Origin of the sequence: Acidovorax sp. 1608163 (assembly GCF_003669015.1) — a bacterium.
Lineage (GTDB): Bacteria > Pseudomonadota > Gammaproteobacteria > Burkholderiales > Burkholderiaceae_C > Acidovorax.
Window position 1 is genome coordinate 3,691,590 of record NZ_CP033069.1, and the last position, 23,181, is coordinate 3,714,770.

General features: G+C 65.3%; 19 protein-coding genes and 1 pseudogene. 19 read left to right on the forward strand and 1 reads right to left on the reverse strand.

What is annotated here, in order from left to right:
* Positions 1–86: 86 nt before the first annotated feature.
* The 14 genes and pseudogenes from dnaJ to accD all read left to right on the forward strand — a co-directional run bounded on the left by dnaJ (position 87) and on the right by accD (position 16,582).
* On the forward strand, positions 87–1,232 hold the full coding sequence (gene dnaJ / locus EAG14_RS16445; protein ID WP_099658186.1) for a molecular chaperone DnaJ: 1,146 nt from the start codon (positions 87–89) through the stop codon (positions 1,230–1,232).
* A 178-nt stretch (positions 1,233–1,410) separates the two neighbouring features.
* Positions 1,411–2,775 carry an MBL fold metallo-hydrolase gene (locus EAG14_RS16450; protein WP_099658185.1) on the forward strand — a complete coding sequence of 455 codons (1,365 nt, stop codon included), beginning with the start codon at positions 1,411–1,413 and terminating at the stop codon, positions 2,773–2,775.
* A gap of 262 nt (positions 2,776–3,037) precedes the next feature.
* Positions 3,038–4,048, forward strand: a complete 1,011-nt coding sequence (locus EAG14_RS16455; protein WP_240456810.1) for a LysR family transcriptional regulator — start codon at positions 3,038–3,040, stop codon at positions 4,046–4,048.
* Between the two features lie 120 nt (positions 4,049–4,168).
* Positions 4,169–5,590 (forward strand): 3-isopropylmalate dehydratase large subunit, encoded by a 1,422-nt coding sequence (leuC, locus tag EAG14_RS16460; RefSeq protein ID WP_121730520.1) that lies wholly within the window; start codon positions 4,169–4,171, stop codon positions 5,588–5,590.
* 11 nt (positions 5,591–5,601) lie between these two features.
* Complete coding sequence (locus EAG14_RS16465) at positions 5,602–5,733, forward strand: entericidin A/B family lipoprotein (protein WP_099658184.1); 132 nt, start codon at positions 5,602–5,604, stop codon at positions 5,731–5,733.
* Positions 5,734–5,744: 11 nt separating this feature from the next.
* Positions 5,745–6,395, forward strand: a complete 651-nt coding sequence (leuD, locus tag EAG14_RS16470) for a 3-isopropylmalate dehydratase small subunit (RefSeq protein ID WP_121729519.1) — start codon at positions 5,745–5,747, stop codon at positions 6,393–6,395.
* 85 nt (positions 6,396–6,480) lie between these two features.
* Positions 6,481–7,551, forward strand: a complete 1,071-nt coding sequence (leuB, locus tag EAG14_RS16475) for a 3-isopropylmalate dehydrogenase (protein ID WP_121729520.1) — start codon at positions 6,481–6,483, stop codon at positions 7,549–7,551.
* A gap of 316 nt (positions 7,552–7,867) precedes the next feature.
* On the forward strand, positions 7,868–8,998 hold the full coding sequence (asd, locus tag EAG14_RS16480) for an aspartate-semialdehyde dehydrogenase (protein WP_121729521.1): 1,131 nt from the start codon (positions 7,868–7,870) through the stop codon (positions 8,996–8,998).
* 287 nt (positions 8,999–9,285) lie between these two features.
* Positions 9,286–11,805 carry a FimV/HubP family polar landmark protein gene (locus EAG14_RS16485; protein ID WP_121730521.1) on the forward strand — a complete coding sequence of 840 codons (2,520 nt, stop codon included), beginning with the start codon at positions 9,286–9,288 and terminating at the stop codon, positions 11,803–11,805.
* 59 nt (positions 11,806–11,864) lie between these two features.
* Entirely contained in the window at positions 11,865–12,683 is an 819-nt protein-coding gene (truA, locus tag EAG14_RS16490; RefSeq protein ID WP_162996094.1) for a tRNA pseudouridine(38-40) synthase TruA, read from the forward strand.
* A gap of 61 nt (positions 12,684–12,744) precedes the next feature.
* Entirely contained in the window at positions 12,745–13,452 is a 708-nt protein-coding gene (locus tag EAG14_RS16495; RefSeq protein WP_240457067.1) for a phosphoribosylanthranilate isomerase, read from the forward strand.
* Positions 13,430–14,706 (forward strand): annotated as a pseudogene (gene trpB / locus EAG14_RS16500) (tryptophan synthase subunit beta). The gene EAG14_RS16495 and the pseudogene trpB overlap by 23 nt, the downstream one beginning before the upstream one ends.
* Positions 14,703–15,536 (forward strand): tryptophan synthase subunit alpha, encoded by an 834-nt coding sequence (trpA, locus tag EAG14_RS16505; protein ID WP_121729523.1) that lies wholly within the window; start codon positions 14,703–14,705, stop codon positions 15,534–15,536. The pseudogene trpB and the gene trpA overlap by 4 nt, the downstream one beginning before the upstream one ends.
* Before the next feature lie 173 nt (positions 15,537–15,709).
* Entirely contained in the window at positions 15,710–16,582 is an 873-nt protein-coding gene (gene accD, locus EAG14_RS16510) for an acetyl-CoA carboxylase, carboxyltransferase subunit beta (protein ID WP_099659040.1), read from the forward strand.
* Between the two features lie 150 nt (positions 16,583–16,732).
* Here the strand turns inward: accD and EAG14_RS16515 are convergent, their stop codons facing one another.
* Positions 16,733–17,296 (reverse strand): YggT family protein, encoded by a 564-nt coding sequence (locus EAG14_RS16515; RefSeq protein ID WP_099658176.1) that lies wholly within the window; start codon positions 17,294–17,296, stop codon positions 16,733–16,735.
* Between the two features lie 264 nt (positions 17,297–17,560).
* Here EAG14_RS16515 and EAG14_RS16520 point away from each other — a divergent pair, with 264 nt between their 5' ends.
* From EAG14_RS16520 to EAG14_RS16540, 5 genes are read left to right on the forward strand one after another with little or no spacing between them, the layout of a single operon-like run.
* Entirely contained in the window at positions 17,561–18,196 is a 636-nt protein-coding gene (locus tag EAG14_RS16520) for an LON peptidase substrate-binding domain-containing protein (RefSeq protein ID WP_121729524.1), read from the forward strand.
* Between the two features lie 2 nt (positions 18,197–18,198).
* On the forward strand, positions 18,199–20,172 hold the full coding sequence (locus tag EAG14_RS16525; RefSeq protein WP_240456811.1) for a nucleoside-diphosphate sugar epimerase/dehydratase: 1,974 nt from the start codon (positions 18,199–18,201) through the stop codon (positions 20,170–20,172).
* Between the two features lie 13 nt (positions 20,173–20,185).
* Positions 20,186–21,466 (forward strand): lipopolysaccharide biosynthesis protein, encoded by a 1,281-nt coding sequence (locus tag EAG14_RS16530; protein ID WP_121729525.1) that lies wholly within the window; start codon positions 20,186–20,188, stop codon positions 21,464–21,466.
* Positions 21,450–22,088, forward strand: coding sequence for an acyltransferase (locus tag EAG14_RS16535; protein ID WP_121730524.1), 639 nt, complete (start codon positions 21,450–21,452; stop codon positions 22,086–22,088). The genes EAG14_RS16530 and EAG14_RS16535 overlap by 17 nt, the downstream gene beginning before the upstream one ends.
* A 1-nt stretch (position 22,089) precedes the next feature.
* Entirely contained in the window at positions 22,090–23,172 is a 1,083-nt protein-coding gene (locus tag EAG14_RS16540) for a glycosyltransferase (protein WP_121729526.1), read from the forward strand.
* Positions 23,173–23,181: the final 9 nt, after the last annotated feature.

The window sequence follows — 23,181 nt, forward strand, 5'->3', positions numbered from 1 at the left end:
CCAGCCGCCGCGCGGGGCCCGAAGAGCCTGACAAACAGGTTCTAAGGCTTGCGCGGCGTTCCTGTTCCAACCGGGCCAAGAGCACCATGTCGAAAAGAGACTTTTACGAAATCCTGGGCGTTGCCAAAAACGCCTCGGACGAAGAAATCAAGAAGGCTTATCGCAAGCTGGCGATGAAGCACCACCCCGACCGCAACCAGGGTGATGCCGCCAAGCCTGCCGAAGAGAAATTCAAGGAGGCCAAAGAGGCCTACGAGATGCTCTCTGACCCGCAAAAGCGCGCCGCTTACGACCAGTACGGCCACGCAGGGGTGGACCCCAACATGCGCGGCCCCGGCGGTGCGGGCGCTGAGGGATTTGGCGGCTTTGCCGAGGCCTTTGGTGACATCTTTGGCGACATGTTCGGCCAGCAAGGCGGACGTGGGCGCGGGGCCGGTGGGCGCCAGGTGTACCGTGGCGGCGACCTCAGCTACGCCATGGAGATCACGCTGGAAGAAGCCGCACGCGGCAAGGATGCGCAGATCCGCATTCCCTCCTGGGACTCTTGCGACACCTGCCACGGCAGTGGCGCCAAGCCCGGCACCAGCGCCAAGACCTGCGGTACCTGCCAGGGCTCCGGCACCGTGCAGATGCGCCAGGGCTTTTTCAGCGTGCAGCAAACCTGCCCGCACTGCCGCGGCACGGGCAAGATCATTCCTGAGCCTTGCACGGCCTGCCACGGCCAGGGCAAGATCAAGAAGCAAAAGACGCTGGAAGTGAAGATTCCTGCGGGCATCGACGACGGCATGCGCATCCGCAGCACCGGCAACGGCGAGCCAGGCACCAACGGCGGCCCACCGGGCGACCTGTACATCGAAATCCGCATCAAGAAGCACGACATCTTCGAGCGCGACGGCGACGACCTGCACTGCCAGGTGCCGGTGAGCTTCATCACCGCTGCGCTGGGCGGCGAGATCGAAGTGCCCACCCTGCAAGGCAAGGCTGCCATCGACATCCCCGAAGGCACGCAAGCGGGCAAGCAGTTCCGCCTGCGCGGCAAGGGCGTCAAGGGCGTGCGCTCTAGCTACCCCGGCGACCTGTATTGCCACATTGCCGTCGAGACACCGGTGAAGCTGACCGAGCACCAACGCAAGCTGCTGCGCGAGCTGGAAGATTCGCTGAAAAAGGGCGGTGGCCGCCACTCCCCCAGCGGCGAGAGCTGGACGGACCGGTTGAAGAATTTCTTCAGCTGACCCCCGCACCGGCATGCCCTTGGGCGTGCCCCACCCTGAAGCGACCGCGCCCTGTGCCCGGTCGCTTTTTTCATGCACGGCGCTGTCTTCTTGATGCGCATCAAGCAAGCCCATGCACGACAGGCTGGCAGCCCACGACAGGCCTACCATGGGGGCTCTGCAGCAATGGGGGACACACATGGGCGTGAACATCACCTTCCTGGGCGGCTCGGGCACCGTCACCGGCTCCAAATACCTGGTGCGCCACAACGGCAAAAGCCTGCTGATCGATTGCGGGCTGTTCCAGGGCTACAAGCAGCTGCGGCTGCGCAACTGGCAGCCCTTGCCGCTGGAGCCGGGGCAGATCGACGCCGTGGTGCTCACCCACGCCCACCTGGACCACAGCGGCTACCTGCCGCTGCTCACACGCGATGGCTTTCGCGGCAACGTGCACGCCACCCCAGGCACCCGCGACCTGTGCGCCATCCTGCTGCCCGACAGCGGGCACCTGCAGGAGGAAGACGCCGCCTTTTTGAACCGCCACAACCTCAGCAGCCACGCGCCCGCCTTGCCGCTGTACACGCGGCTCGATGCATTGCACAGCCTCAAGCAGTTCAAGCCGCACCCGCTGCACCACCGCTTTGAGCCCCTGCCGGGCTGGCACGCCACCTTCTCCAACGCCGGGCACATCCTGGGCGCGGCCAGTGTGCTGCTGGAGGTGGGCGGGCGGCGCATTCTGTTCTCGGGCGACCTGGGCCGGCCCGACGACATGCTGATGAACCCGCCCGATGCCCCGCCCGCTGCCGATACAGTGCTGATCGAATCCACCTACGGCGACCGCGAGCACCCTGCCGAAGACCTGCTCAGCGAGCTGGGCCCTGCGTTGGCGCGCCTGGCCGCACGCGGGGGCGTGGCGGTGGTGCCGGTGTTTGCCGTGGGCCGGGCGCAGGTGGTGCTGCATGCCATTGGCTTGCTCAAGGCACAGGGCGTCATCCCCCCCTCGCTCAAGGTGTTTTTGGACAGCCCCATGGCCGTGAGCACCACGGGCCTATACCAACACCACCTGGGCGAGCACCGCCTCAATGCCCGCGAGGTGAATGCGCTGGAGCATGGCGCGACCATGGTGCAAACACCCGAGCAATCCAAAGGCCTGGCGCGGCTGCACGGCCCCAGGGTCATCCTGGCGGCCAGCGGCATGGCCACGGGCGGGCGCGTGCTGCACCACCTGGCCCTGCACGCGGGCGACCACCGCAACATGGTCATCCTGACCGGGCACCAGGCCCCCGGCACGCGCGGTGCACGGCTGGCAGATGGAGAAAAGTCCGTCCGCATCCACGGCCAGGACGTGGCGGTGCGCGCCGAGGTGGTCAAGCTCAGCTCGGCATCGGCGCACGCCGATGGCAACCAGCTCATCGCCTGGCTGCGCAGCATGGAGCACGCCCCCGAGCAGGTGTTTGTGGTGCACGGCGAAATGGGCGCGGCCGACCACCTGCGCCAGCGCATTGCGCACGAACTGCGCTGGTCCGCCCAGGTGCCGGAACATGGCAGCAGCGTGAGCCTGTGAACACGCGGTGCACGCTGCGCACAGCGGCACATCAAAAAGATGAGCGGCTAGCGCTTTACCCATAATGGTTTAGAAGGCATTTCATATTGAAACCCAATGAATACAAGCGCTAGCCGCTATTGTTTTTGAAAGCCGTGCCTCCGAGAGACGCTTCAAGCGATGCGATTCATCGCATTCAACGATGGCGTGGTTTGAAAAATGGGTAGAAAATGCAGAGTCTTCGCAAAACAAGAAGACTTAAAGCCTTCTAAGCCCCCACAAGATGAAAAGCTCCGAGCGCAGCTTTGCGCGCCGCATTGACCTCACATCGCTGCAATTGTTTGTGGCGGTGTGTGAGCTGGGCAGCATCGGCCGCGCGGCCGAGCGCGAATTCATCGCCGCATCGGCCGTGAGCAAGCGCCTGTCCGACCTGGAGGCCGCCGTGGACACCGCCCTGCTCTACCGCCACAGCCGTGGCGTGACCCTGACCCCCGCGGGCGAAAGCCTGCTGCACCACGCCCGCACCGTGCTGTTTGGGCTGGAGCGCATGCAGGGCGAGCTGAGCGAATACGCCGAAGGCGTGCGCGGCCATGTGCGCATGCACGCCAACATCTCGGCCATCTTCCAGTTTCTGCCCGAAGACCTGGGCGCCTTTGCCCGCGAGCACAGCCAGATCAAGATCGACCTGCAAGAGCACCTGAGCAGCGACGTGCTGCACGCGGTGCAAGAAGGCGCCGCCGACCTGGGCATCTGCAACGTGGGCCAGGGCAGCGGTGGCGCGCAAGAGCTGCCCAGCCGCCCCTACCGCTGCGACCGTTTGGTGCTGGTTGTGCCCACAGGGCATGAATTGGCTGCGCTAGGCGCTATTGATTTTGAAGCAGTCCTGGACTGGGACATTGTGGGCCTGCACGCCAACAGCAGCATCAGCCTGGCCATGCGCGCCGCCGCCGCTGCCGCCGCGCGCCCGCTGCGCCAGCGCATCCAGGTCACGGGGCTCGATGCCATGTGCCGCATGATCGACAACGGCCTGGGCGTGGGCCTGCTGCCCGACCGAGCCTTTGCGCTGATGCGCGGCGTGGGCCGCCTGCAAGCCATTCCGCTGACCGACGACTGGGCCCACCGCGAACTGCGCGTGGTGGCCCGCGACTTTGACGCGCTGCCCGTCACGGCCCGCCTGCTGGTCGAGCACCTCACGGCCCCGCACCAAGCCCAACACCAAGCCCCGATACACACCACGACACCAGCCCCGGCGCAGCCCGCCGAGGCCTCGCCCGAATCGGCACCGCAGCACTGACATGACTGACGCAAAACAGGACCCCGGCAGGAGGCGCGCCCACAGCAAAGGCCGTTGCCACATCCCAAGTTGCGCAAGTCCTCACTAAAATCATTGACCCACCTGAAAGAAGACCAAGCCATGGGACGCACCCTCTACGACAAGATCTGGGACGAACACGTTGTCCACACCGAGGAAGACGGCACGTCCATCCTCTACATCGACCGCCATCTGGTGCACGAAGTCACCAGCCCCCAGGCCTTTGAAGGCCTGCGCGAAGCCGGCCGCAAGGTGTGGCGCACCAGCTCCATCGTGGCCACGGCCGACCACAACACGCCCACCACCGGCTGGGAGCAAGGCTACGACGGCATCACCGATCCGATCAGCAAAGAGCAGATCACCACGCTGAACGACAACATGGCGCAGATCACGCCCGCTGCGTTCTTCCCCTTCATGCACAAGCGCCAAGGCATCGTGCACGTGATTGGCCCTGAAAACGGCGCCACCCTGCCCGGCATGACCGTGGTGTGCGGCGACAGCCACACCAGCACGCACGGCGCATTTGGCGCATTGGCCCACGGCATCGGCACCTCCGAGGTCGAGCACGTGATGGCCACGCAAACCCTGCTGGCCAAAAAGGCCAAGAACATGCTGGTGCAGGTCGATGGCACGCTGGCCAAAGGCGTGACGCCCAAGGACGTGGTGCTGGCCATCATCGGCAAGATCGGCACTGCGGGCGGCACGGGCTACACCATTGAATTTGCAGGCTCCGTCTTCCGCGCCATGAGCATGGAAGGCCGCATGACCGTGTGCAACATGGCCATCGAAGGCGGCGCACGCGCAGGCCTGGTGGCCGTGGACGACAAGACCATTGAATACGTCAAGGGCCGCCCCCTGTCGCCCACCGGCGTGGAATGGGACCAGGCCGTGGCGTACTGGAAGACGCTGCACTCCGACTCCGACGCGAAGTTCGACACCGTGGTCAAGCTCGACGCGGCCGACATCCAGCCGCAAGTGACCTGGGGCACCTCGCCCGAAATGGTGCTGGGCATTGACGCCCGCGTGCCCGACCCGGACAAGGAAAAGGACGCCAACAAGCGCGGCGCCATCGAGCGCGCCCTGACCTACATGGGCCTGCAGCCCGGCAAGGCGATCAACGACATCACCATCGACAAGGTGTTCATCGGCAGCTGCACCAACAGCCGCATCGAAGACATGCGCGAAGCCGCCGCCGTGGTGAAAAGCCTGGGCCGCAAGGTGGCCAGCAATGTGAAGCTGGCCATGGTGGTACCCGGCTCGGGCCTCGTCAAAGAGCAGGCCGAGCGCGAAGGCCTGGACCAGATCTTCAAGGCCGCAGGCTTTGAATGGCGCGAACCCGGCTGCAGCATGTGCCTGGCCATGAATGCCGACCGCCTGGAGCCCGGCGAGCGCTGCGCCTCTACCTCCAACCGCAACTTCGAAGGCCGCCAGGGCGCTGGTGGCCGGACCCATCTCGTCAGCCCCGCCATGGCAGCAGCCGCCGCCGTGCACGGTCATTTTGTGGACATTCGCCAATTCGCCTGAAGGAGCTCGCCATGAAGAAAATTGCCGCAACCCTCATCGCACTGTCTGCCGCCTTGCTGCTGGTCGGGTGCAACACCGTCAAGGGCGTAGGCCAGGACGTTCAACGGGCAGGGGGCGCACTCGAACGCGCCGCCAACAAATAAACAAGGCACCCATGCAGAAATTCACCTTGCTCAAGGGCCTTGTGGCCCCCATGGACCGCGAGAACGTCGATACCGACGCCATCATTCCCAAGCAGTTCCTCAAGTCGATCAAGAAGACCGGCTTTGGCGTGAACCTGTTTGACGAGTGGCGCTACCTGGACCACGGCGAGCCCGGCCAAGACCCCGCCAGCCGCAAGCCCAACCCCGACTTTGTGCTGAACCAGCCGCGCTACGCAGGCGCTTCGGTGCTGCTGGCACGCAAGAACTTTGGCTGCGGCTCCAGCCGCGAGCACGCGCCGTGGGCGCTGGACCAGTACGGCTTTCGTGCCGTCATTGCGCCCAGCTTTGCCGACATTTTCTTCAACAACTGCTTCAAGAACGGCCTGCTGCCCATCGTGCTGCCCGAGGCCACGGTGGCCCAGTTGTTTGACGAAGTGCACGCATTCCCCGGCTACCAGCTCACCATCGACCTGGAGCGCCAGGTCATCGTGCGCCCTCAGGGCGAAGAGATCCCGTTCGAAGTGCAGGCCTTCCGCAAGTACTGCCTGCTCAACGGTTTTGACGACATCGGCCTGACCCTGCGCCAGTCCGACAAGATCAAAGCCTTTGAAGCCCAACGCCTGGCCACCAAGCCCTGGCTTGCGCACTCGATGGTCTCCTGATTCAGATTTCAAGCAATCAAGCAAAAATGGCCTCTAGCGCTTATCCCATAAGCGCTGGCAGCTATCAAAAGTAAAGCACCAGACAATGAAAATCGCAGTTCTGCCGGGTGACGGCATCGGTACCGAAATCGTGGCCGAGGCCGTCAAGGTTCTCAAGGCACTCGACCTGAAGTTCGAAATGGAATCCGCCCTGGTCGGCGGCGCCGCCTTCGAGGCCCATGGCCACCCGCTGCCCGAGTCCACCCTCAAGCTCGCCAAGGAAGCCAACGCCATCCTGTTCGGCGCCGTGGGCGACTGGAAGTACGACAAGCTAGACCGCCCCCTGCGCCCCGAACAAGCCATCCTGGGCTTGCGCAAAAACCTGGGCCTGTTTGCCAACTTCCGCCCGGCCATCTGCTACGAGCAACTGGTGGGCGCATCGAGCCTCAAGCCTGAACTGATCGCGGGCCTGGACATCCTCATCATCCGCGAGCTGACCGGCGACATCTACTTCGGCCAGCCACGCGGCCGCCGCGTGGCCACCGACGGCCACTTCCCCGGTGCCGAAGAAGCCTTCGACACCATGCGCTACAGCCGCCCCGAGATCGAGCGCATCGCCCACGTCGCCTTCCAGGCCGCGCGCAAGCGCAACAAGAAGGTCACCAGCGTGGACAAGGCCAACGTGCTGGAAACCTTCCAGTTCTGGAAGGACGTGGTCACCGACGTGCACAAGGAATACCCCGACGTCGAGCTGCAGCACATGTACGTGGACAACGCAGCCATGCAACTGGTCAAGGCGCCCAAGGCGTTTGACGTGGTGGTGACCGGCAACATGTTCGGCGACATCTTGAGCGACGAAGCATCCATGCTGACGGGCTCCATCGGCATGCTGCCCTCGGCCAGCCTGAACAGCAGCAACCAGGGCCTGTACGAGCCCAGCCACGGCAGCGCCCCCGACATCGCTGGCAAGGGCGTGGCCAACCCGCTGGCCACTATCCTCTCGGCCGCGATGATGCTGCGCTTCAGCCTGAACCAGGAAGCCGCCGCCCAGCGCATCGAAGCCGCCGTGCAAAAGGTGCTGGCCCAGGGCCTGCGCACGCCCGACATCTACAGCGAAGGCACCACCAAGGTGGGCACGGCGCAAATGGGGGATGCGGTAGTGAAGGCGCTGGGCTGAACGACGCCAGCACGACCCACTTCAAGGGCGGCCATGGCCGCCCTTTTTTCTGCCAGGCACCTCTGTACGCAATCTCCCCATTGGCCAGCTGGCACATTCAGCTAGAATCCACACCCATGTTTGCCGCCCGCCCGTTCGTCCTGAACACCGCTACTGCCGCCCTGGCAGGCGTGGCTGTGCGCGCAATCACCACCAAAACCACGACCATTATTAAGGGCTGATCTAGCTCCGGTACCGTCGTGCGCCCTCCCTGGCCAGACGAGCCGGGGCAAACAGTCTGGTCTGGCACTGTTTCTTAATCTGAAAGGGCGTTGAAATGAGCAAGTTGGTAGGTTTGGTCGGCTGGCGCGGCATGGTCGGCTCGGTGTTGATGGACCGCATGATCGAAGAAAAAGACTTCGATCTGATCGAGCCATTGTTCTTCTCCACGTCCAACGCAGGCGGCAAAGCCCCCGCGCAGGCCAAGAACGAGACCACCCTGCAAGACGCGTTCAACATCGACGCCTTGAAGCGCTGCGACATCATCATCACCGCGCAAGGTGGCGACTACACCACGGAAGTCTTCCCCAAGCTGCGCGCTGCGGGCTGGAACGGCCATTGGATCGATGCTGCTTCGACCCTGCGCATGGAAAAAGACGCGGTCATCATCCTGGACCCCGTCAACATGCCCGTCATCAAAGATGCGCTGGCCAACGGCGGCAAGAACTGGGTGGGCGGCAACTGCACCGTGAGCTGCATGCTGATGGGCGTGGGCGCGCTGTACAAGGCCGGGCTGGTCGAGTGGATGAGCACCCAGACCTACCAGGCGGCATCGGGCGGCGGCGCGCAGCACATGCGCGAATTGCTCACCCAATACGGCACGCTGAATGCCGAAGTGAAATCCCTGCTCGACGACCCCAAGAGCGCCATCCTGGAAATCGACCGCAAGGTCATCGCCAAGCAGCGCGCACTGACCGGCGCCGAAACCGCCAACTTTGGCGTGCCTCTGGGCGGCTCGCTGATCCCCTGGATCGACAAGGACCTGGGCAATGGCCAATCCAAGGAAGAGTGGAAGGGCATGGCCGAAACCAACAAGATCCTTGGACTGGGCGAGGGCTTCAGCTCTGCAGCCATTCCCGTGGACGGCTTCTGCGTGCGCGTGGGCGCCATGCGCTGCCACAGCCAGGCCCTGACCTTCAAGCTCAAGAAGGACGTGCCCGTGGCCGACCTCGAAGCCATGATCGCCGCCGACAACGAGTGGGTGAAGGTGGTGCCTAACACCCGCGAAGCCACTATCAAGGACCTGACCCCCGTGGCCGTGACGGGCACCATGACCATCCCGGTAGGCCGCATCCGCAAGCTGGCGATGGGCCCTGAATATGTGGGCGCCTTCACCATTGGCGACCAATTGCTGTGGGGCGCTGCCGAGCCACTGCGCCGCATGCTGCGCATTTTGCTGGCCGCCTGATCCGGCTGCCGCACCGCAGGCGCGCAAAACTTCGGTTTTGCGCGCTTTTTTCATAAACAGGCGGGAAACAACCAGTTACGCCACGTTGCCGTTTGGCAACATGTTTTTGCACCAATTTGGGGCGCAATGCGGCGGACCAAAGCTTCGGCACCACCTCAGCTTGTCAGTGCAAAACATTGCTGCTATGGTGCTTTTTACATATTTTCACGCGCCGGGGCGGGAACCAGATCATGAGAAAAACAGCACCGCTCGACCGAGCCGCAAAACCTAATCAGTTGATGGCAAACATGCATCGTTGGAAATTTTCAGCTTTAGCGGCCGCGGCCGTGGTCTCTGCCGGTTTTTACACCAGCGAAGCATCTGCTCTGGCTTTGGGCCGCATCACAGTCCAATCTGCGCTGGGCGAGCCACTGCGTGCAGAAATTGACGTGCCGCAAATCACCCCAGCCGAAGCCGAAACCCTGCGCACTTCCACGGCATCGCCTGAAGTGTTTCGCTCACAGGGCATGGAGTTCACCCCCCTGATGAACGCCTTGCAGGTGCAGCTGCAACGCCGCGCCGATGGCAGCGCCGTGCTGCGCGTCACCAGCGATCGCCCCGTCAACGAGCCCTTTGTCGATTTGGTGCTGGACACCACCTGGGGCACAGGCAAGATCGTTCGCAGCTACACCATGCTGTTTGACCCGCCAGCACTGCGCCGCGCTGCGCCCACCGTGACGGCATCGCCCCAAGTGGCTGCACAGGCCGCAAGCACTGCACCAGCCTCTCGCGCTACATCTTCTGCTGCGGCTGCGCCTGCCACACCCCGTGCGGCACCGGCACCCCGCCCTGCAGCGGCGCCCGCCTCTGGCGATGGCGTCACCGTCAAGGCCGGCGACACCGCTGGCCGCATCGCCAACGCCCACCGCCCCGCAGATGTGTCGCTCGACCAGATGCTGGTGGCCATGATGCGCACCAACCCCGATGCATTCATCCAAGGCAACGTGAACCGCGTGCGCGCCGGTGCCGTGCTGCAAATGCCTGATGAAGCCACCGTCAAGTCGGTGCCCACCAGCGAAGCACGCCAAATTCTGTCGGCCCAAAGCCGCGACTTCAACACCTTCCGCCGCAAGCTGGCAGACTCCGCACCGAGCACCACCGTGGCCTCGGCAGAACGCTCTGCCAGCGGCAAGGTGCAGGCACAGGTCGAAGACCGCAAGCCCGCCACCGCCGCCCCAGACAAGCTGACCATCTCCAAGGGCTCGCTCAAAGGCCAGAAGGCCGCAGAAGACCAATTGGCCAAGGACAAGCAAGCCAGCGAGGCTAACGCCCGCATGGCCGAGCTGTCGAAGAACATCAGCGACCTGAACAAGGTCAGTGCAGCGTCGGCGGCCGGAGCAGCCCCCGCAGCGGCTGCGCCCGCCAGTGCCCCCGCCGCCATCAAGGTCGAGGCGCCCAGCGTTCCAGCCACGCCCACCGCACCCGAAGCCCCTGCATCGGCGCCCGCAGTGCCTGCAGAAGCCGCCAGCGTGCCTGCTGAAGCAGCTTCTGCAGCGTCGGATGCCGCATCGGCACCAGTTGCGGAAGCGTCGGCCCCCGTGGCCCCCAAGCCCGCACCGGTTCCACCACCACCCGTTGAAGCACCCAGCTTCTTCTCGGGCCTGTTCGACGACCCCATGATCCCATTGGCCGGTGGCGGCCTGCTGGCCTTGCTGGCTGGCTTTGGGGTATACCGGGTCGTGCAGCGCCGCCGCAATGCCGACGGGGTGGACAGCTCCTTCCTCGAAAGCCGCATCCAGCCCGATTCGTTCTTCGGTGCCAGCGGTGGCCAGCGCATTGACACGGCCAACAGCGAGATGACCACGGGTGGCTCGTCCATGGCCTACTCGCCCAGCCAGCTGGATGCGGGTGGCGATGTCGACCCCGTGGCCGAAGCCGACGTCTACCTGGCTTATGGCCGCGACCTGCAGGCCGAAGAAATCCTGAAAGAAGCCGTTCGCCACAACCCCGCCCGCGTCTCGGTGCACGTGAAGCTGGGCGAAATCTACGCCAAGCGCCAAGACCGCAAGGCCCTGGAAGCTGTGGCGGGTGATGTGTTCAAACTCACCCAAGGCGAAGGCCCTGACTGGGCACGCATTGCCGACCTGGGCCGCACGCTGGACCCTGAAAACCCGTTGTACCAACCCGGCGGCCGCCCAGGCGGTAGCGCAGACCAGGCTCCTGCGGGCGTCTTTGCCTCGACCATGCCTGGTGCCGTGGGCGCAGCGGGTGCTGCCTTGCCTTCTGACCTGGACTTGGACCTGGACCTGGACCTGCCCGATGACGCGCTGACCGATGCGCCTGCAGCCGGAGGCTTTGCGGCTGCCGCGGCAGCCTCGGGCCTGGCGCCTGATTTGGCCCTGCCCAACTTGGACGACGAACCCGAGACCGCCCGTGCCCCCATGGCCGAAGCGGCCCACACGTTGAACTCGGTGGACGACTTGACCATGCTGCCGTCGGCGCTGACCCCGCTGTCCGCCAGTGCACCTGATGCCAACGCTCTGGAGTTCGATCTGGGTGATCTGTCTCTGGACCTCACGGCCCCAGCACGGCCCGCCGCTCCTGTGGTCAGCGAAGAAATCATCACTGCGTCGGCCCCTATGGACGACGACGATGATGGCGAAGCCGCTGCCCACGACGATCCGCTGGCCACCAAACTGGCCTTGGCAGAAGAGTTCAACGCCATCGGCGACACCGACGGTGCCCGCACATTGATTGAGGAAGTCGTGGCGGAAGCCACGGGCGCGCTCAAAACCCGTGCCCAGCGTTTGCTCGCTGAATTGGGCTGATGCAGGCAGACGCCCCGCCCGAGCACCTGAGCCACCCAGCACAGCCCCCCAACCCCACTGTGAGGGTGGCGTTGGGGGTCAGTTACAACGGCCATGCCTACAACGGCTGGCAAAGCCAGTTGTCTGGCAACACCATTCAAGACAAGCTAGAAGCGGCCCTGGGCCGCTTTGCTACGCATGCGGTAGGCACTTTGTGTGCTGGCCGCACAGACAGCGGCGTGCACGGGCTGATGCAGGTGGTGCACTTTGACACCCCTCTGCGCCGCCCCGATGCCTCGTGGGTGCGCGGCACCAACACTTTTTTGCCACCAGACATCGCGGTGCAGTGGGCCCGGCATGTGCCGCCGGGCTTTCATGCGCGCGGCAGCGCTACGGCGCGGCGCTATGCTTACGTGCTGCTTCAATCGCCAGTGCGCCCCAGCGTGGATGCGGGCCGCGTGGGCTGGGTGTACCACCCACTCGATGGCGATGCCATGCGCCAAGCCGCCAGTGCGCTGCTGGGCGAGCACGATTTCACATCGTTCAGGGCATCGGCCTGCCAGGCCAAGTCACCGGTCAAAACGCTGCAGCGCATCGACATCTCCTGCAACCGGCCATCTGCACCGCACCCGGAGCTGGGCTGGGGCAGTTGCTACTGGCGGTTTGAATTCGAAGCCAATGCGTTCCTGCACCACATGATCCGCAACATCATGGGATGCCTGGTGGCCATTGGCATGGGCAAGCAGCCTGCAGACTGGATGCAGCAGGTGCTGCAGGCCCGCTCGCGCAATGCAGCGGCCCCCACCTTTTCGCCAGACGGGCTGTACTTTCTCGGGCCCGTCTACGATGCCAGCTGGAATCTGCCCGACCGCACCCCTCCTTTTGATTGGTTGCCATGACGAACCACGCCCTGGTGCAAGACACGCCCCCCCTCCTTCGCAGCCCGCAGCCCGCACGCGCATCAAGATCTGTGGTCTGACTCGAGAGCAAGACGTGGATGCCGCCGTGGCGGCCGGTGCCGACGCGGTGGGTTTTGTGCTGTACGCCCCCAGCCCACGGGCGGTGTCGGCCGAGCGGGCGGCACAACTGGCCCGGCGTTTGCCCCCGTTCGTGACACCCGTGCTGCTTTTCGTCAACGAGACCGCTACAAAAATAGAAGCTGCCAGCACAATGGTGACGGGCGCTATCGTGCAGTTTCATGGTGATGAGACCCCGGCCGATTGTCTGCAGGCCACCGGCCACGGCCTGCGTCCGTTTTTGCGCGCCGCGCGCATACCCCTAGGCGATGAGGCTGAACGCTTTGACCTCGTAAAATACGCCCAGGATTTTTCACACGCCCAAGCCATCCTGCTCGACGCCCATGTCGACGGCTATGGCGGCGGCGGCAAGGCATTCAATTGGTCACTCCTTCCACCAAGCGTCAGCTCTCACCTCGTTTTGTCTGGTGGACTCACGCCTGCAAACGTGACCGATGGCATTTTGCAAGTCCGCCCGCGAGGCCTCTCGCTGGCGGTTGATGTCAGCTCCGGCGTCGAAGCCGATGGCCCCGATGGCAAGCCCATCAAAGGCCTCAAGGACGCCGAAAAAATCCACCGCTTCGTTGCCGCCGTGCGTGCGGCCGATGCCCAACTTGCAAAGAACCCCCATGAGCTCCTATCAGCAACCTGATGCTTCCGGCCACTTTGGCCCCTACGGCGGCAGTTTTGTCAGTGAAACCCTGACCCACGCCATCCAGGAACTGCGCGGCGCCTACGCCCGCTACCAGCACGACCCTGAGTTTCTGGCCGAGTTCGAATACGAACTCAAGCACTTCGTGGGCCGCCCCTCGCCGGTCTACCACGCAGCACGCACCAGCCGCGAAATGGGCGGCGCGCAGATTTACCTCAAGCGCGAAGACCTCAACCACACGGGCGCGCACAAAATCAACAACGTGATCGGCCAGGCCATGCTGGCCAAGCGCATGGGCAAACCCCGCGTGATTGCCGAGACAGGCGCCGGCCAGCACGGCGTGGCCACCGCCACCATCTGCGCGCGCTATGGGCTCGAATGCGTGGTCTACATGGGCAGCGAAGACGTCAAGCGCCAAAGCCCCAATGTGTTCCGCATGAAGCTGCTGGGCGCCACCGTGGTGCCGGTCGAATCGGGCAGCAAGACGCTGAAAGATGCGCTCAACGAGGCCATGCGCGACTGGGTCGCCAACGTGGACAACACCTTCTACATCATCGGCACGGTGGCAGGCCCCCACCCCTACCCGATGATGGTGCGCGACTTCCAGAGCGTGATCGGCAAGGAATCCATCGAGCAGATGCCCCCCATGCTGGCCGAGCAAAAGCTGCCCGCCCAGCAACCCGACGCGGTGATTGCCTGCGTGGGCGGCGGCAGCAACGCCATGGGTATCTTCCACCCCTACATTCCGTTTGAGAAAACCCGCCTGATTGGCGTGGAGGCGGCTGGCGAAGGGCTGGAGTCAGGCAAGCACTCGGCCTCGCTGCAAAAAGGCAGCGCCGGGGTGCTGCATGGCAACCGCACCTTCATCCTGCAGGATGACAACGGCCAGATCACCGAAACCCACAGCATCAGCGCAGGGCTGGACTACCCAGGCGTGGGGCCAGAACACGCCTGGTTGCAGGAAATCGGCCGGGCCGAATATGTCGGCATCACCGACAAGGAAGCACTGGAAGCGTTTCACTACCTGTGCCGCACCGAGGGCATCATCCCTGCACTCGAATCCAGCCACGCAGTGGCCTATGCCCTGAAGCTGGCCAAAACCATGCGCCCTGACCAGTCCATCCTCGTGAACCTGTCGGGCCGGGGGACAAAGACATCGGCACGGTGGCCGACTTGTCCGGCGAAGATTTTTACGACCGCCCCTCCATGCGCGGCCTGTCCGTCAAGGGCGCTGTGGGAGAAGCCAAGCCATGAGCCGCATCCAGACCACTTTCAACCAACTGCAAGCCCAGGGCCGCAAGGCGCTGATCCCCTACGTCACGGCCGGGTTCCCGTTTGCGGACATCACCCCCTCGCTCATGCACGGCATGGTCGAGGCCGGTGCCGACGTGATCGAACTGGGCGTGCCCTTTTCAGATCCCATGGCCGATGGCCCGGTCATCCAGAAAGCAGGCGAAAAGGCCCTGAGCATGGGCATCGGCATGGTGCAGGTGCTCGATCACGTGCGCGAATTCCGCAAGCGCAACACCACCACCCCCGTCGTGTTGATGGGCTACGCCAACCCGGTGGAGCGCTACGACCAAAAGCACGGCAAGGCAGGCACTGGTAGTGCCACAGGTAGTGCGTTCGTGCGCGATGCCGCCGAGGCCGGGGTGGACGGCGTGCTCATCGTGGACTATCCGCCCGAAGAGTGCGAGGCCTTTGCGGCCGATCTGCGTGCCCACGGCATGGACCTGATCTTCCTGCTGGCCCCCACCAGCACCGATGAGCGCATGGCCCAGGTGGCCCGCGTGGCCAGTGGTTACGTGTACTACGTGTCGCTCAAGGGCGTGACGGGCTCGGGCGCGCTGGACACGGCAGCAGTGGAGCAAATGCTGCCCCGCATCCGCCAGCACGTGCAGATTCCCGTCGGCGTGGGTTTTGGCATCCGCGATGCGGCCACGGCCCAGGCGATTGGCAAGGTGGCCGACGCCGTGGTCATCGGCAGCCGCATCATCCAGCTCATTGAAGACCAGGAGCACGCCAAGGTGGTCCCCATCACGGTGGACTTCCTTCGCGGGGTGCGTAAGGCACTCGACGCATAAAATAGAGGGCATCCCCCTGAGCGGCTTTGCCGCTTCCCCCTTCTCTTGTGCTGCGCACATTAAGGGGGACGCTCCCAGCGCGGCGGGGCGGCCCTTGCGCGGGAGCACTGATCTTTGGACCCGTGCTAGCGTCAAGGCCGTGCCGCTGCCCCATTCTTACAGAGGAAAACACCATGTCCTGGCTCGAAAAACTTCTGCCTTCCAAGATCCAGCAAACCGACCCCACCGAGCGCCGCCAGGTGCCCGAAGGGCTGTGGATCAAGTGCCCGAGCTGCGAAACGGTGCTCTACAAGGCCGATCTGGAACAGAACCAGAACGTCTGCCCCCATTGCAGCCACCACCACCGCATCGGCGCCCGCGCGCGGCTGGATGCGTTTTTGGACGCCGAAGGCCGCTATGAAATCGGCCAGGAAGTGCTGCCCGTGGACGCCCTCAAGTTCAAGGACAGCCGCAAGTACCCTGAGCGCCTGAAGGAAGCCCTGGAGAACACAGGCGAGACCGATGCGCTCATCGTCATGGGCGGCGCGGTCAAGAGCATCAATGTGGTCGCCGCGTGCTTCGAGTTCGACTTTATGGGTGGTTCCATGGGCTCCGTGGTGGGCGAGCGCTTTGTGCGTGGCGTGGAAACCGCCATTGAACAGAAGGTGCCCTTCATCTGCTTCACCGCCACAGGCGGCGCCCGCATGCAAGAAGGCCTGCTGTCGCTCATGCAAATGGCCAAGACCAATGCGGCGCTGACCCGCCTGGCCAAGAAGGGTCTGCCCTACATCAGCGTGCTGACCGACCCCACCATGGGCGGCGTGAGCGCTGGCTTTGCCTTTGTGGGCGACATCGTGATTGCCGAACCCAAGGCCCTGATCGGTTTTGCCGGCCCTCGCGTGATCGAATCCACCGTGCGCGTGACGTTGCCCGAAGGCTTCCAGCGGGCCGAATTCCTGCAGACCAAGGGCGCCGTGGACTTCATCTGCGACCGCCGCGAACTGCGCAACACCGTGGCCAGCAGCCTGGCCATGCTGCAGCGCCTGCCAGCCGACGCGGTGATGTGAATCTGCTGCCCCTTGCCAAAGGGGCATGCGATAAAATTGCTATTAACTCAATAGCTGCCAGCACTTAATCCATAAGCGCTGGCAGCTATTTTTATTTAAACCCCCAGGTTTGCAGAGGTTGGTTACGCCGGCCGAAGCCGCGCTGCGTCCTCAAAACCGCAAGACCCCTGTCAACGCCGCCGCCTGCAAATGCCCCAGCACGATCATCGCGATCTGCAGCAGCACCAGCAGCACCAGGGGTGACAGATCGAGCCCGCCGATCAGCGGAATCACCCGCTGCACGGGCCGCAGCAAGGGGGCGCACAGGCGGCCAATCACATCGGCCATGGGCGAACGGGTCTGCACCCACGACAAGATGGCATGCACGATCAACAGGCCAATCAGGCCAGAAATGGCCACACGCATCAGGCCAAATGCCGCCATGAGTGGCACCACCGTGCCGGAGATCGCACCACCCGCAATCAGCCACAGCAGACCGTATTGCACTTGCTGCACCAGCAGCGCCCCCACCAAGCTCGACACATCCCAGCGCCCAGTGGGCGGAATCAGCCGCCGCAGCGGCAGGATGAACCAGTCCGTCAACGCAAACACCAGGGCTCCCACGGGGTTGGAGAACGGCACACGCTGCCACTGCATGTAAAGACGCAGCAGGCAGGCCCCGGTCAGCAGGCCTCCAATGACATCAAGCAACAACGTAGCGATCTGGTAGAGCATGGGCGTGAGGGAATGAAAAGGCGCACCCAGCGAAAGTGGGCAGCGCCGTGGGATGATAGCGACCTGAGAAACTGTTCCTCGCCGTCTGGGGGATTGCGGCAGCCGCCCGGGCATCACGCCACTCCACAGGGGGTGCGATGCACGCCCAGCCCCGGCCTGAGGGGCGCACCCGCTGGCCAGGATGCAACCCCTGCCCGCCTGGTGTGCGCGCCCGATGCCGCCACCCAACGCAGACCACTTTGAGCAGCTTCCAAGGCCCTGCCCATGACCCAAACGCTGACCCTCTCTTCCCTGCCCCTTTTCCCGCTGGCTTCGGTGCTGTTCCCCGACGGCCTGCTGGCCTTGCGCGTGTTTGAAGTGCGCTACCTCGACATGGTGCGCAAATGCCACCAGACCGGCGCCCCCTTCGGTGTGGTGTCACTCACCCAAGGCAACGAGGTGCGCCAGGCCGGCGCCCCCGATGAGCAGTTTCACGACGTGGGCACCCTCGCCATCATTGACCAGCTGGACATGCCCCAGCCCGGGCTGATCACCCTGCTGTGCCGGGGCACGGAGCGGTTTCGCATCACCCAGCGCAACCACCTGGTGCACGGCCTGTGGATTGCCAACGTGGGCCAGCTGGACCGGGACCTGAGCATCCCCATCCCCGACGACCTGAAGAAAACCGCCACGGCCCTGATGCAGGTGCTGCACACCCTGCACGCGCGCGATGCCCTCAACCCCACCGCCATATTGCCCACCCCGCAGCAGCTGGACGACTGCGGCTGGGTGGCCAACCGCTGGTGCGAGCTGCTGCCCGTGCCCATGGAGCTCAAGCAGCGCCTGATGGAGCTGGACAACCCGCTGGTGCGGCTGGAGCTGGTCGGCGACGTACTGGAACGCACGGGCATTGCGCAGTGAGCATGCAGGGCCTGGACGACCGCGCGGTGCTGCAGCACATCCTCTCTTGGCCCCGCAGCACCAAGCGCCTGTTTGTGGCCGCGCTGGACGCAGGCATGGGCCTGTTTGCCATGTGGGTGGCCTTCACCCTGCGGCTGGACACTCTGCACTGGCCTGAGGGCAAGCAGTGGATTGCCTACGCCCTGGCCCCAGCACTGGCGTTTCCTATCCTGATGAACCTGGGGCTGTACCGCGCCATCTTCCGCTACACCGGCATTCAGGCCTTGCTCACCACAGGCAAGGCCGTGGCCATCTACGGCGCGGTGCTGCTGCTCACGCTGCTCATTGGCAAGTGGGAGGGGATTCCGCGCAGCGTGGGCATTTTGCAGCCGGTGATTTTTCTGCTGCTGGTGGGCGCCAGCCGCTCGCTGGGCTGGCTGTGGCTGGCGGGGCGCACCGCGGCAGCCCCCCACCGGTTGCTGATTTACGGCGCGGGCACAGCCGGGGCGCAAACCGCTGCGGGGCTGGTCAGCGCGCGCAGCTACCACCTGCTGGCCTTTGCCGACGACGACACCAGCAAAGCGGGCCGCAGCATCAACGGTGTGCGCGTGTATGCGCCCGAGGCCCTGCCCGCCACGGTGCAGCGCCTGGGCATCACCGACGTGCTGCTGGCGCTGCCCAGCGTGCCCCGCCAGCGGCGCCAGCAAATTATCGAAAGCCTGCGCCCGCTGCCGGTGCGCATCCGCACCCTGCCTGGCCTGACCGACCTGGCCAGCGGCAAGGTGACGGTGACCGACTTCCAGGACCTGGACATTGAAGACCTGCTGGGGCGTGCGCCCGTGGCCCCCGACCTGCCCCTGATGCAGCAACACATCGCAGGCCAGGTGGTGCTGGTCACCGGCGCGGGCGGCAGCATTGGCAGCGAGCTGTGCCGCCAACTGGCGCAGCTGGGCGCTACGCAGTTGCTGCTGGTCGATCACAGTGAATTTGCGCTCTACAGCATCCACCAGGAGCTGCAGGCCCTCGCACACCAAGGCGTGGTCCAGACCCAGCTCACGCCCCTGCTGGCCAGCGTGAACAACCCGCAGCGCATGGCCGAGCTGTGCCGCCTGCACCGCCCCGTCTGCATCTACCACGCCGCCGCCTACAAGCATGTGCCCATGGTCGAGGCCAACGCGGCCGAAGGCATCCAGAACAACGTGTTTGGCACCCTGAACATGGTGCGTGTGGCGCTGGAGCAAGGCGTGGGGCACTTTGTACTCGTCTCCACCGACAAGGCCGTGCGCCCCACCAACGTGATGGGCGCCAGCAAGCGCGTGGCCGAGCTGGTGCTGCAAGCCATGGCCCACGCTACGCTGCCCCCCTTTTCAGCCCCACCTGCAGGCCCACAAGCCAGCGCCACCAACACGCCCTGGCGCAGCCCCACCCGTTTTTCCATGGTGCGCTTTGGCAACGTGCTGGGCTCCAGCGGCAGCGTGATCCCGCTGTTTCGCCAGCAAATCGCGCACGGCGGCCCCATCACCGTGACGCACCCCGAGGTCACCCGCTATTTCATGACCATCCCCGAAGCCGCCCAGCTGGTGCTGCAGGCAGGCGCCATGGCCGAAGGGGGCGATGTGTTTGTGCTCGACATGGGCGAGCCCATCCGCATCCGCGAACTGGCCGAGCGCATGGTGACCCTGGCGGGCCTGACGGTGCGTGATGCACAGCACCCCAGCGGCGACATCGCCATCACCTTCACTGGTCTGCGCCCGGGCGAAAAGCTCTACGAAGAGCTGCTGATTGGCGACAACCCCCTGCCCACGGCGCACCCGCGCATCTTGCGGGCGCAAGAGGAGCGCTTTGACTGGGCCACGCTGAGCGCCCTGCTGACCCGCCTGCAGGCGGCTGCGCTGGCCAACGACCCCGACGGCATGCGGGCGCTGCTGCACACCCTGGTTCCGGGCTACCAGCCCGATCAGCCCGACCCACCCGAAGTGGCTGCGCAGGCGGCATGACTGAACAGGTGGCATGACCCAAGGGCTATTCAAAGCCACCGCCACGCTGCTCACCGGCAGCGTGGCCGCCCACGCCCTGCCCTTGCTGCTGGGGCCCGCGCTCACCCGCACCTACTCGCCCGAGGCCTTCGGCCAGTTCGCCCTGCTGTGGGCCCTGGCCACCAATGTGGCCGTGGTGGCCTGTGCACGCTATGAATACGCCCTGCCGCTGGAGCGCGCCGAGCCCGAGGCCGCGCAGCTGATGGCGTTGTGCGGCCATGTGCTGGCTGCCGTGGGCCTGGCCACGCTGTGCGCTGCTGGCGTGCTGGCCTGGCGCAGCGGCATGGCCACCTACTGGCTGCTGCCACTGGCGGTGCTGGCCTTGGGGGCCACCCAGTGGCTCACGATGTGGGCCACGCGCTCAGAGCGCTTTGGCCTGCTGTCCAGCGCCCGGCTGGTGCAGTACGGTGGGGGCGCTGTGCTGCAACTGGCGCTGGGCTGGTGGGCTTTTGGGCCGACGGAGCACACCGCATCAACCGATGGCGCTGGGCTGTGGGGGTTGTGTGCAGGCGCCATCGCCACAGCACTACTGGCCGCCTGGCTGCTGGCGCGGCCGGCCCCGCTGGACGGCTGGGCGGCCTGCCTGCGCGCCCCGTGGCCCGCGTTGCGCGCCATGGCGCTGCGCCACCGCGACTTCCCACTGCTCAACACGCCCCATGCGTTTGTGGGCGCACTGCAAGACACGCTCACCCTGCTGGCCGTCACCGCCTGGTCGGGTGACGCGGCCGCAGGCCTGTGGGCCATGTCGCTGCGCTACCTGAAGGCCCCCGCCAGCCTGCTGGGCGGGGCTTTGTCGCAAGCGCTGTACCCCCGGCTGGTGCAGGCCCCCAACGCCAAGGCGGCGCGCCAGGCCGTGCACCACAGCATGCGGCTGTTGGCCGCCATCGCACTGCCCATGGCCGCCGTGCTGCTGCTGTGGGGGCCGGCCTTGTTCACCGCCTTTTTTGGCAGCCGCTGGGCGGGGGCGGGCGAGCTGGCCCGGGCACTGGCCCCCTACATTGCGCTGCACTTCATTGCATCGCCCCTGGCCGTCACCACGCTGGCCTGGAAGGCCCAGGCCTGGGCACTGCGCCTGGCGCTGGTGGGCCAGGTGGCGTTTTTTGCAGGACTGCTGACAGGCCTGGCGCTGGATGGGCTCACTGGTGCGGCCTGGGGCATTTCGGCCTCCATGCTGCTGTACTTTGGCTACTATTTTTGGGCCCTGGCCACCTGGAAGGACATCCCCCATGAAGGACGCGATGAAAGCCTGGCTTAACCGCTGGCGCCGCCGCCTGTGGCAGGCGCTGTTCTACCGCATGGTGTTTGGCGAGCGCACTGCGCAAGGCACGCCCCTGCCCCACACCCGCATCGCGCCCAGCACCTGCATTGAGGGCGAAGAGGGCCTGCAGCTCGCAGACCATGTGTTCATCGGCCACTTCAACTTTCTGGACGCCGCAGGCGGCCTGCGCATCGACGAGGGCGTGCAGATCACCAACTTTGTGAGCATCGTCACCCACAGCTCGCACCGGGCCGTGCGCCTCATGGGGCGCAGCTATGCGGCGCATGCAGGCGCGGCGGCTGCACGCCCCGGCTACCTGCAGGCACCGGTGCACATTGGCGCCTATGCCTTTGTCGGCCCGCACAGCCTGATCGAAGCGGGCAGCCGCATCGGCAAGGGGGCCGTGGTGTGCGCCTATGCCCAGGTGCGCGGCGAGGTACCAGACTTTGCCATCGTCGCCGGGCAACCAGCCCGCGTGGTGGGCGATGTGCGCACGCGCGATGCCGCCTTGCTGGCGCAATACCCCGAGATGCAGGCGCACTACGCTGCCTGGGCTGACATGCTGCCCACCTCGCCCGTCCCTGCATCCACACCCACGCCACCTTCTGATCGCGCCTGACATGCCCCCCATCCACCTGTGCCTGCTGGGCGATGCCACCAGCCCCCATATCCAGCGCTGGGCGCGCGAGATGCAGGGGCGCTGCTACCGCGTGTCGCTGGTCACTGCGCGGCCCGCGCCCATCGAGGGCGTGGGGCAGCATGTGCTGCGCCCGGTGCGCCGCTCGGCCCAGTGGCTGCTGCGCGCGGGCGAGACACGCCGCGCTGTGCAGGCCCTGGCCCCCGACATCGTGCACGCGCACTACACCACCTCCTACGGCTACCTGGGCGCACGCTGCGGCCGCCACCCGCTGGTGATGACCGCCTGGGGCAGCGACTTGCTGGTAACGCCGCACACCAGCCCGTGGATGCGCTGGCTCACCAGCTGGACGCTGCGCCGCGCTGACCTCATCACAGGCGATTCGCAAAGCCTGGTCGATGCCGCGCACAGCTACCGCCCGCGCGCTGCAGTGCACTGCATCCACTGGGGCGTGGACCTGGCGCGCTTTGCGCCTGCGCCGTGGCAAGCCAAACCTGGCTTTGAGATCGTGAGCCTGCGCTCGTGGGAGCCCAACTACAACATCGCCACCATCATCGACGCCGTGGCGCACCTGCGGGCCAAGCAACCCGCCGTGCCAATGCACCTGCACCTGCTGGGCGGCGGCAGCCTGGAGGCGGCCCTGCGCGAGCAAGTCGCCCGGCTGGGCTTGGGCGAGGCAGTGACCTTTCACGGGCGGCTGGACGACGCAGGCATGGCCCGTGTGCTGGCGCGGTGCAAGGTCTCAGTGTCGGTGCCCACGCAAGATGCCACCTCGGTCTCGGTGCTCGAAAGCATGGCCTGCGGCCTGCCCGTGGTGGCCACCCCATTGCAAGCCAACGCCCATTGGCTGCCAGCCAAATGGCTGGTGCCCGCACACGACAGCAGCGCCCTGGCACACAAGCTAGCCACCCTGGCACAAAACGACGCCGCAGCCCATGCGGCAGGCCAGCGCAATGCCCAGCGCATTCAGCAAGAGGGCGACCGCGCTGTGCAAATGGACCGCATGGATGCGCTGTACCGTGGGCTGCTGCAGCGTCCTGTAACCGGCATCGTCAACACCAAATAACAAGAAAAT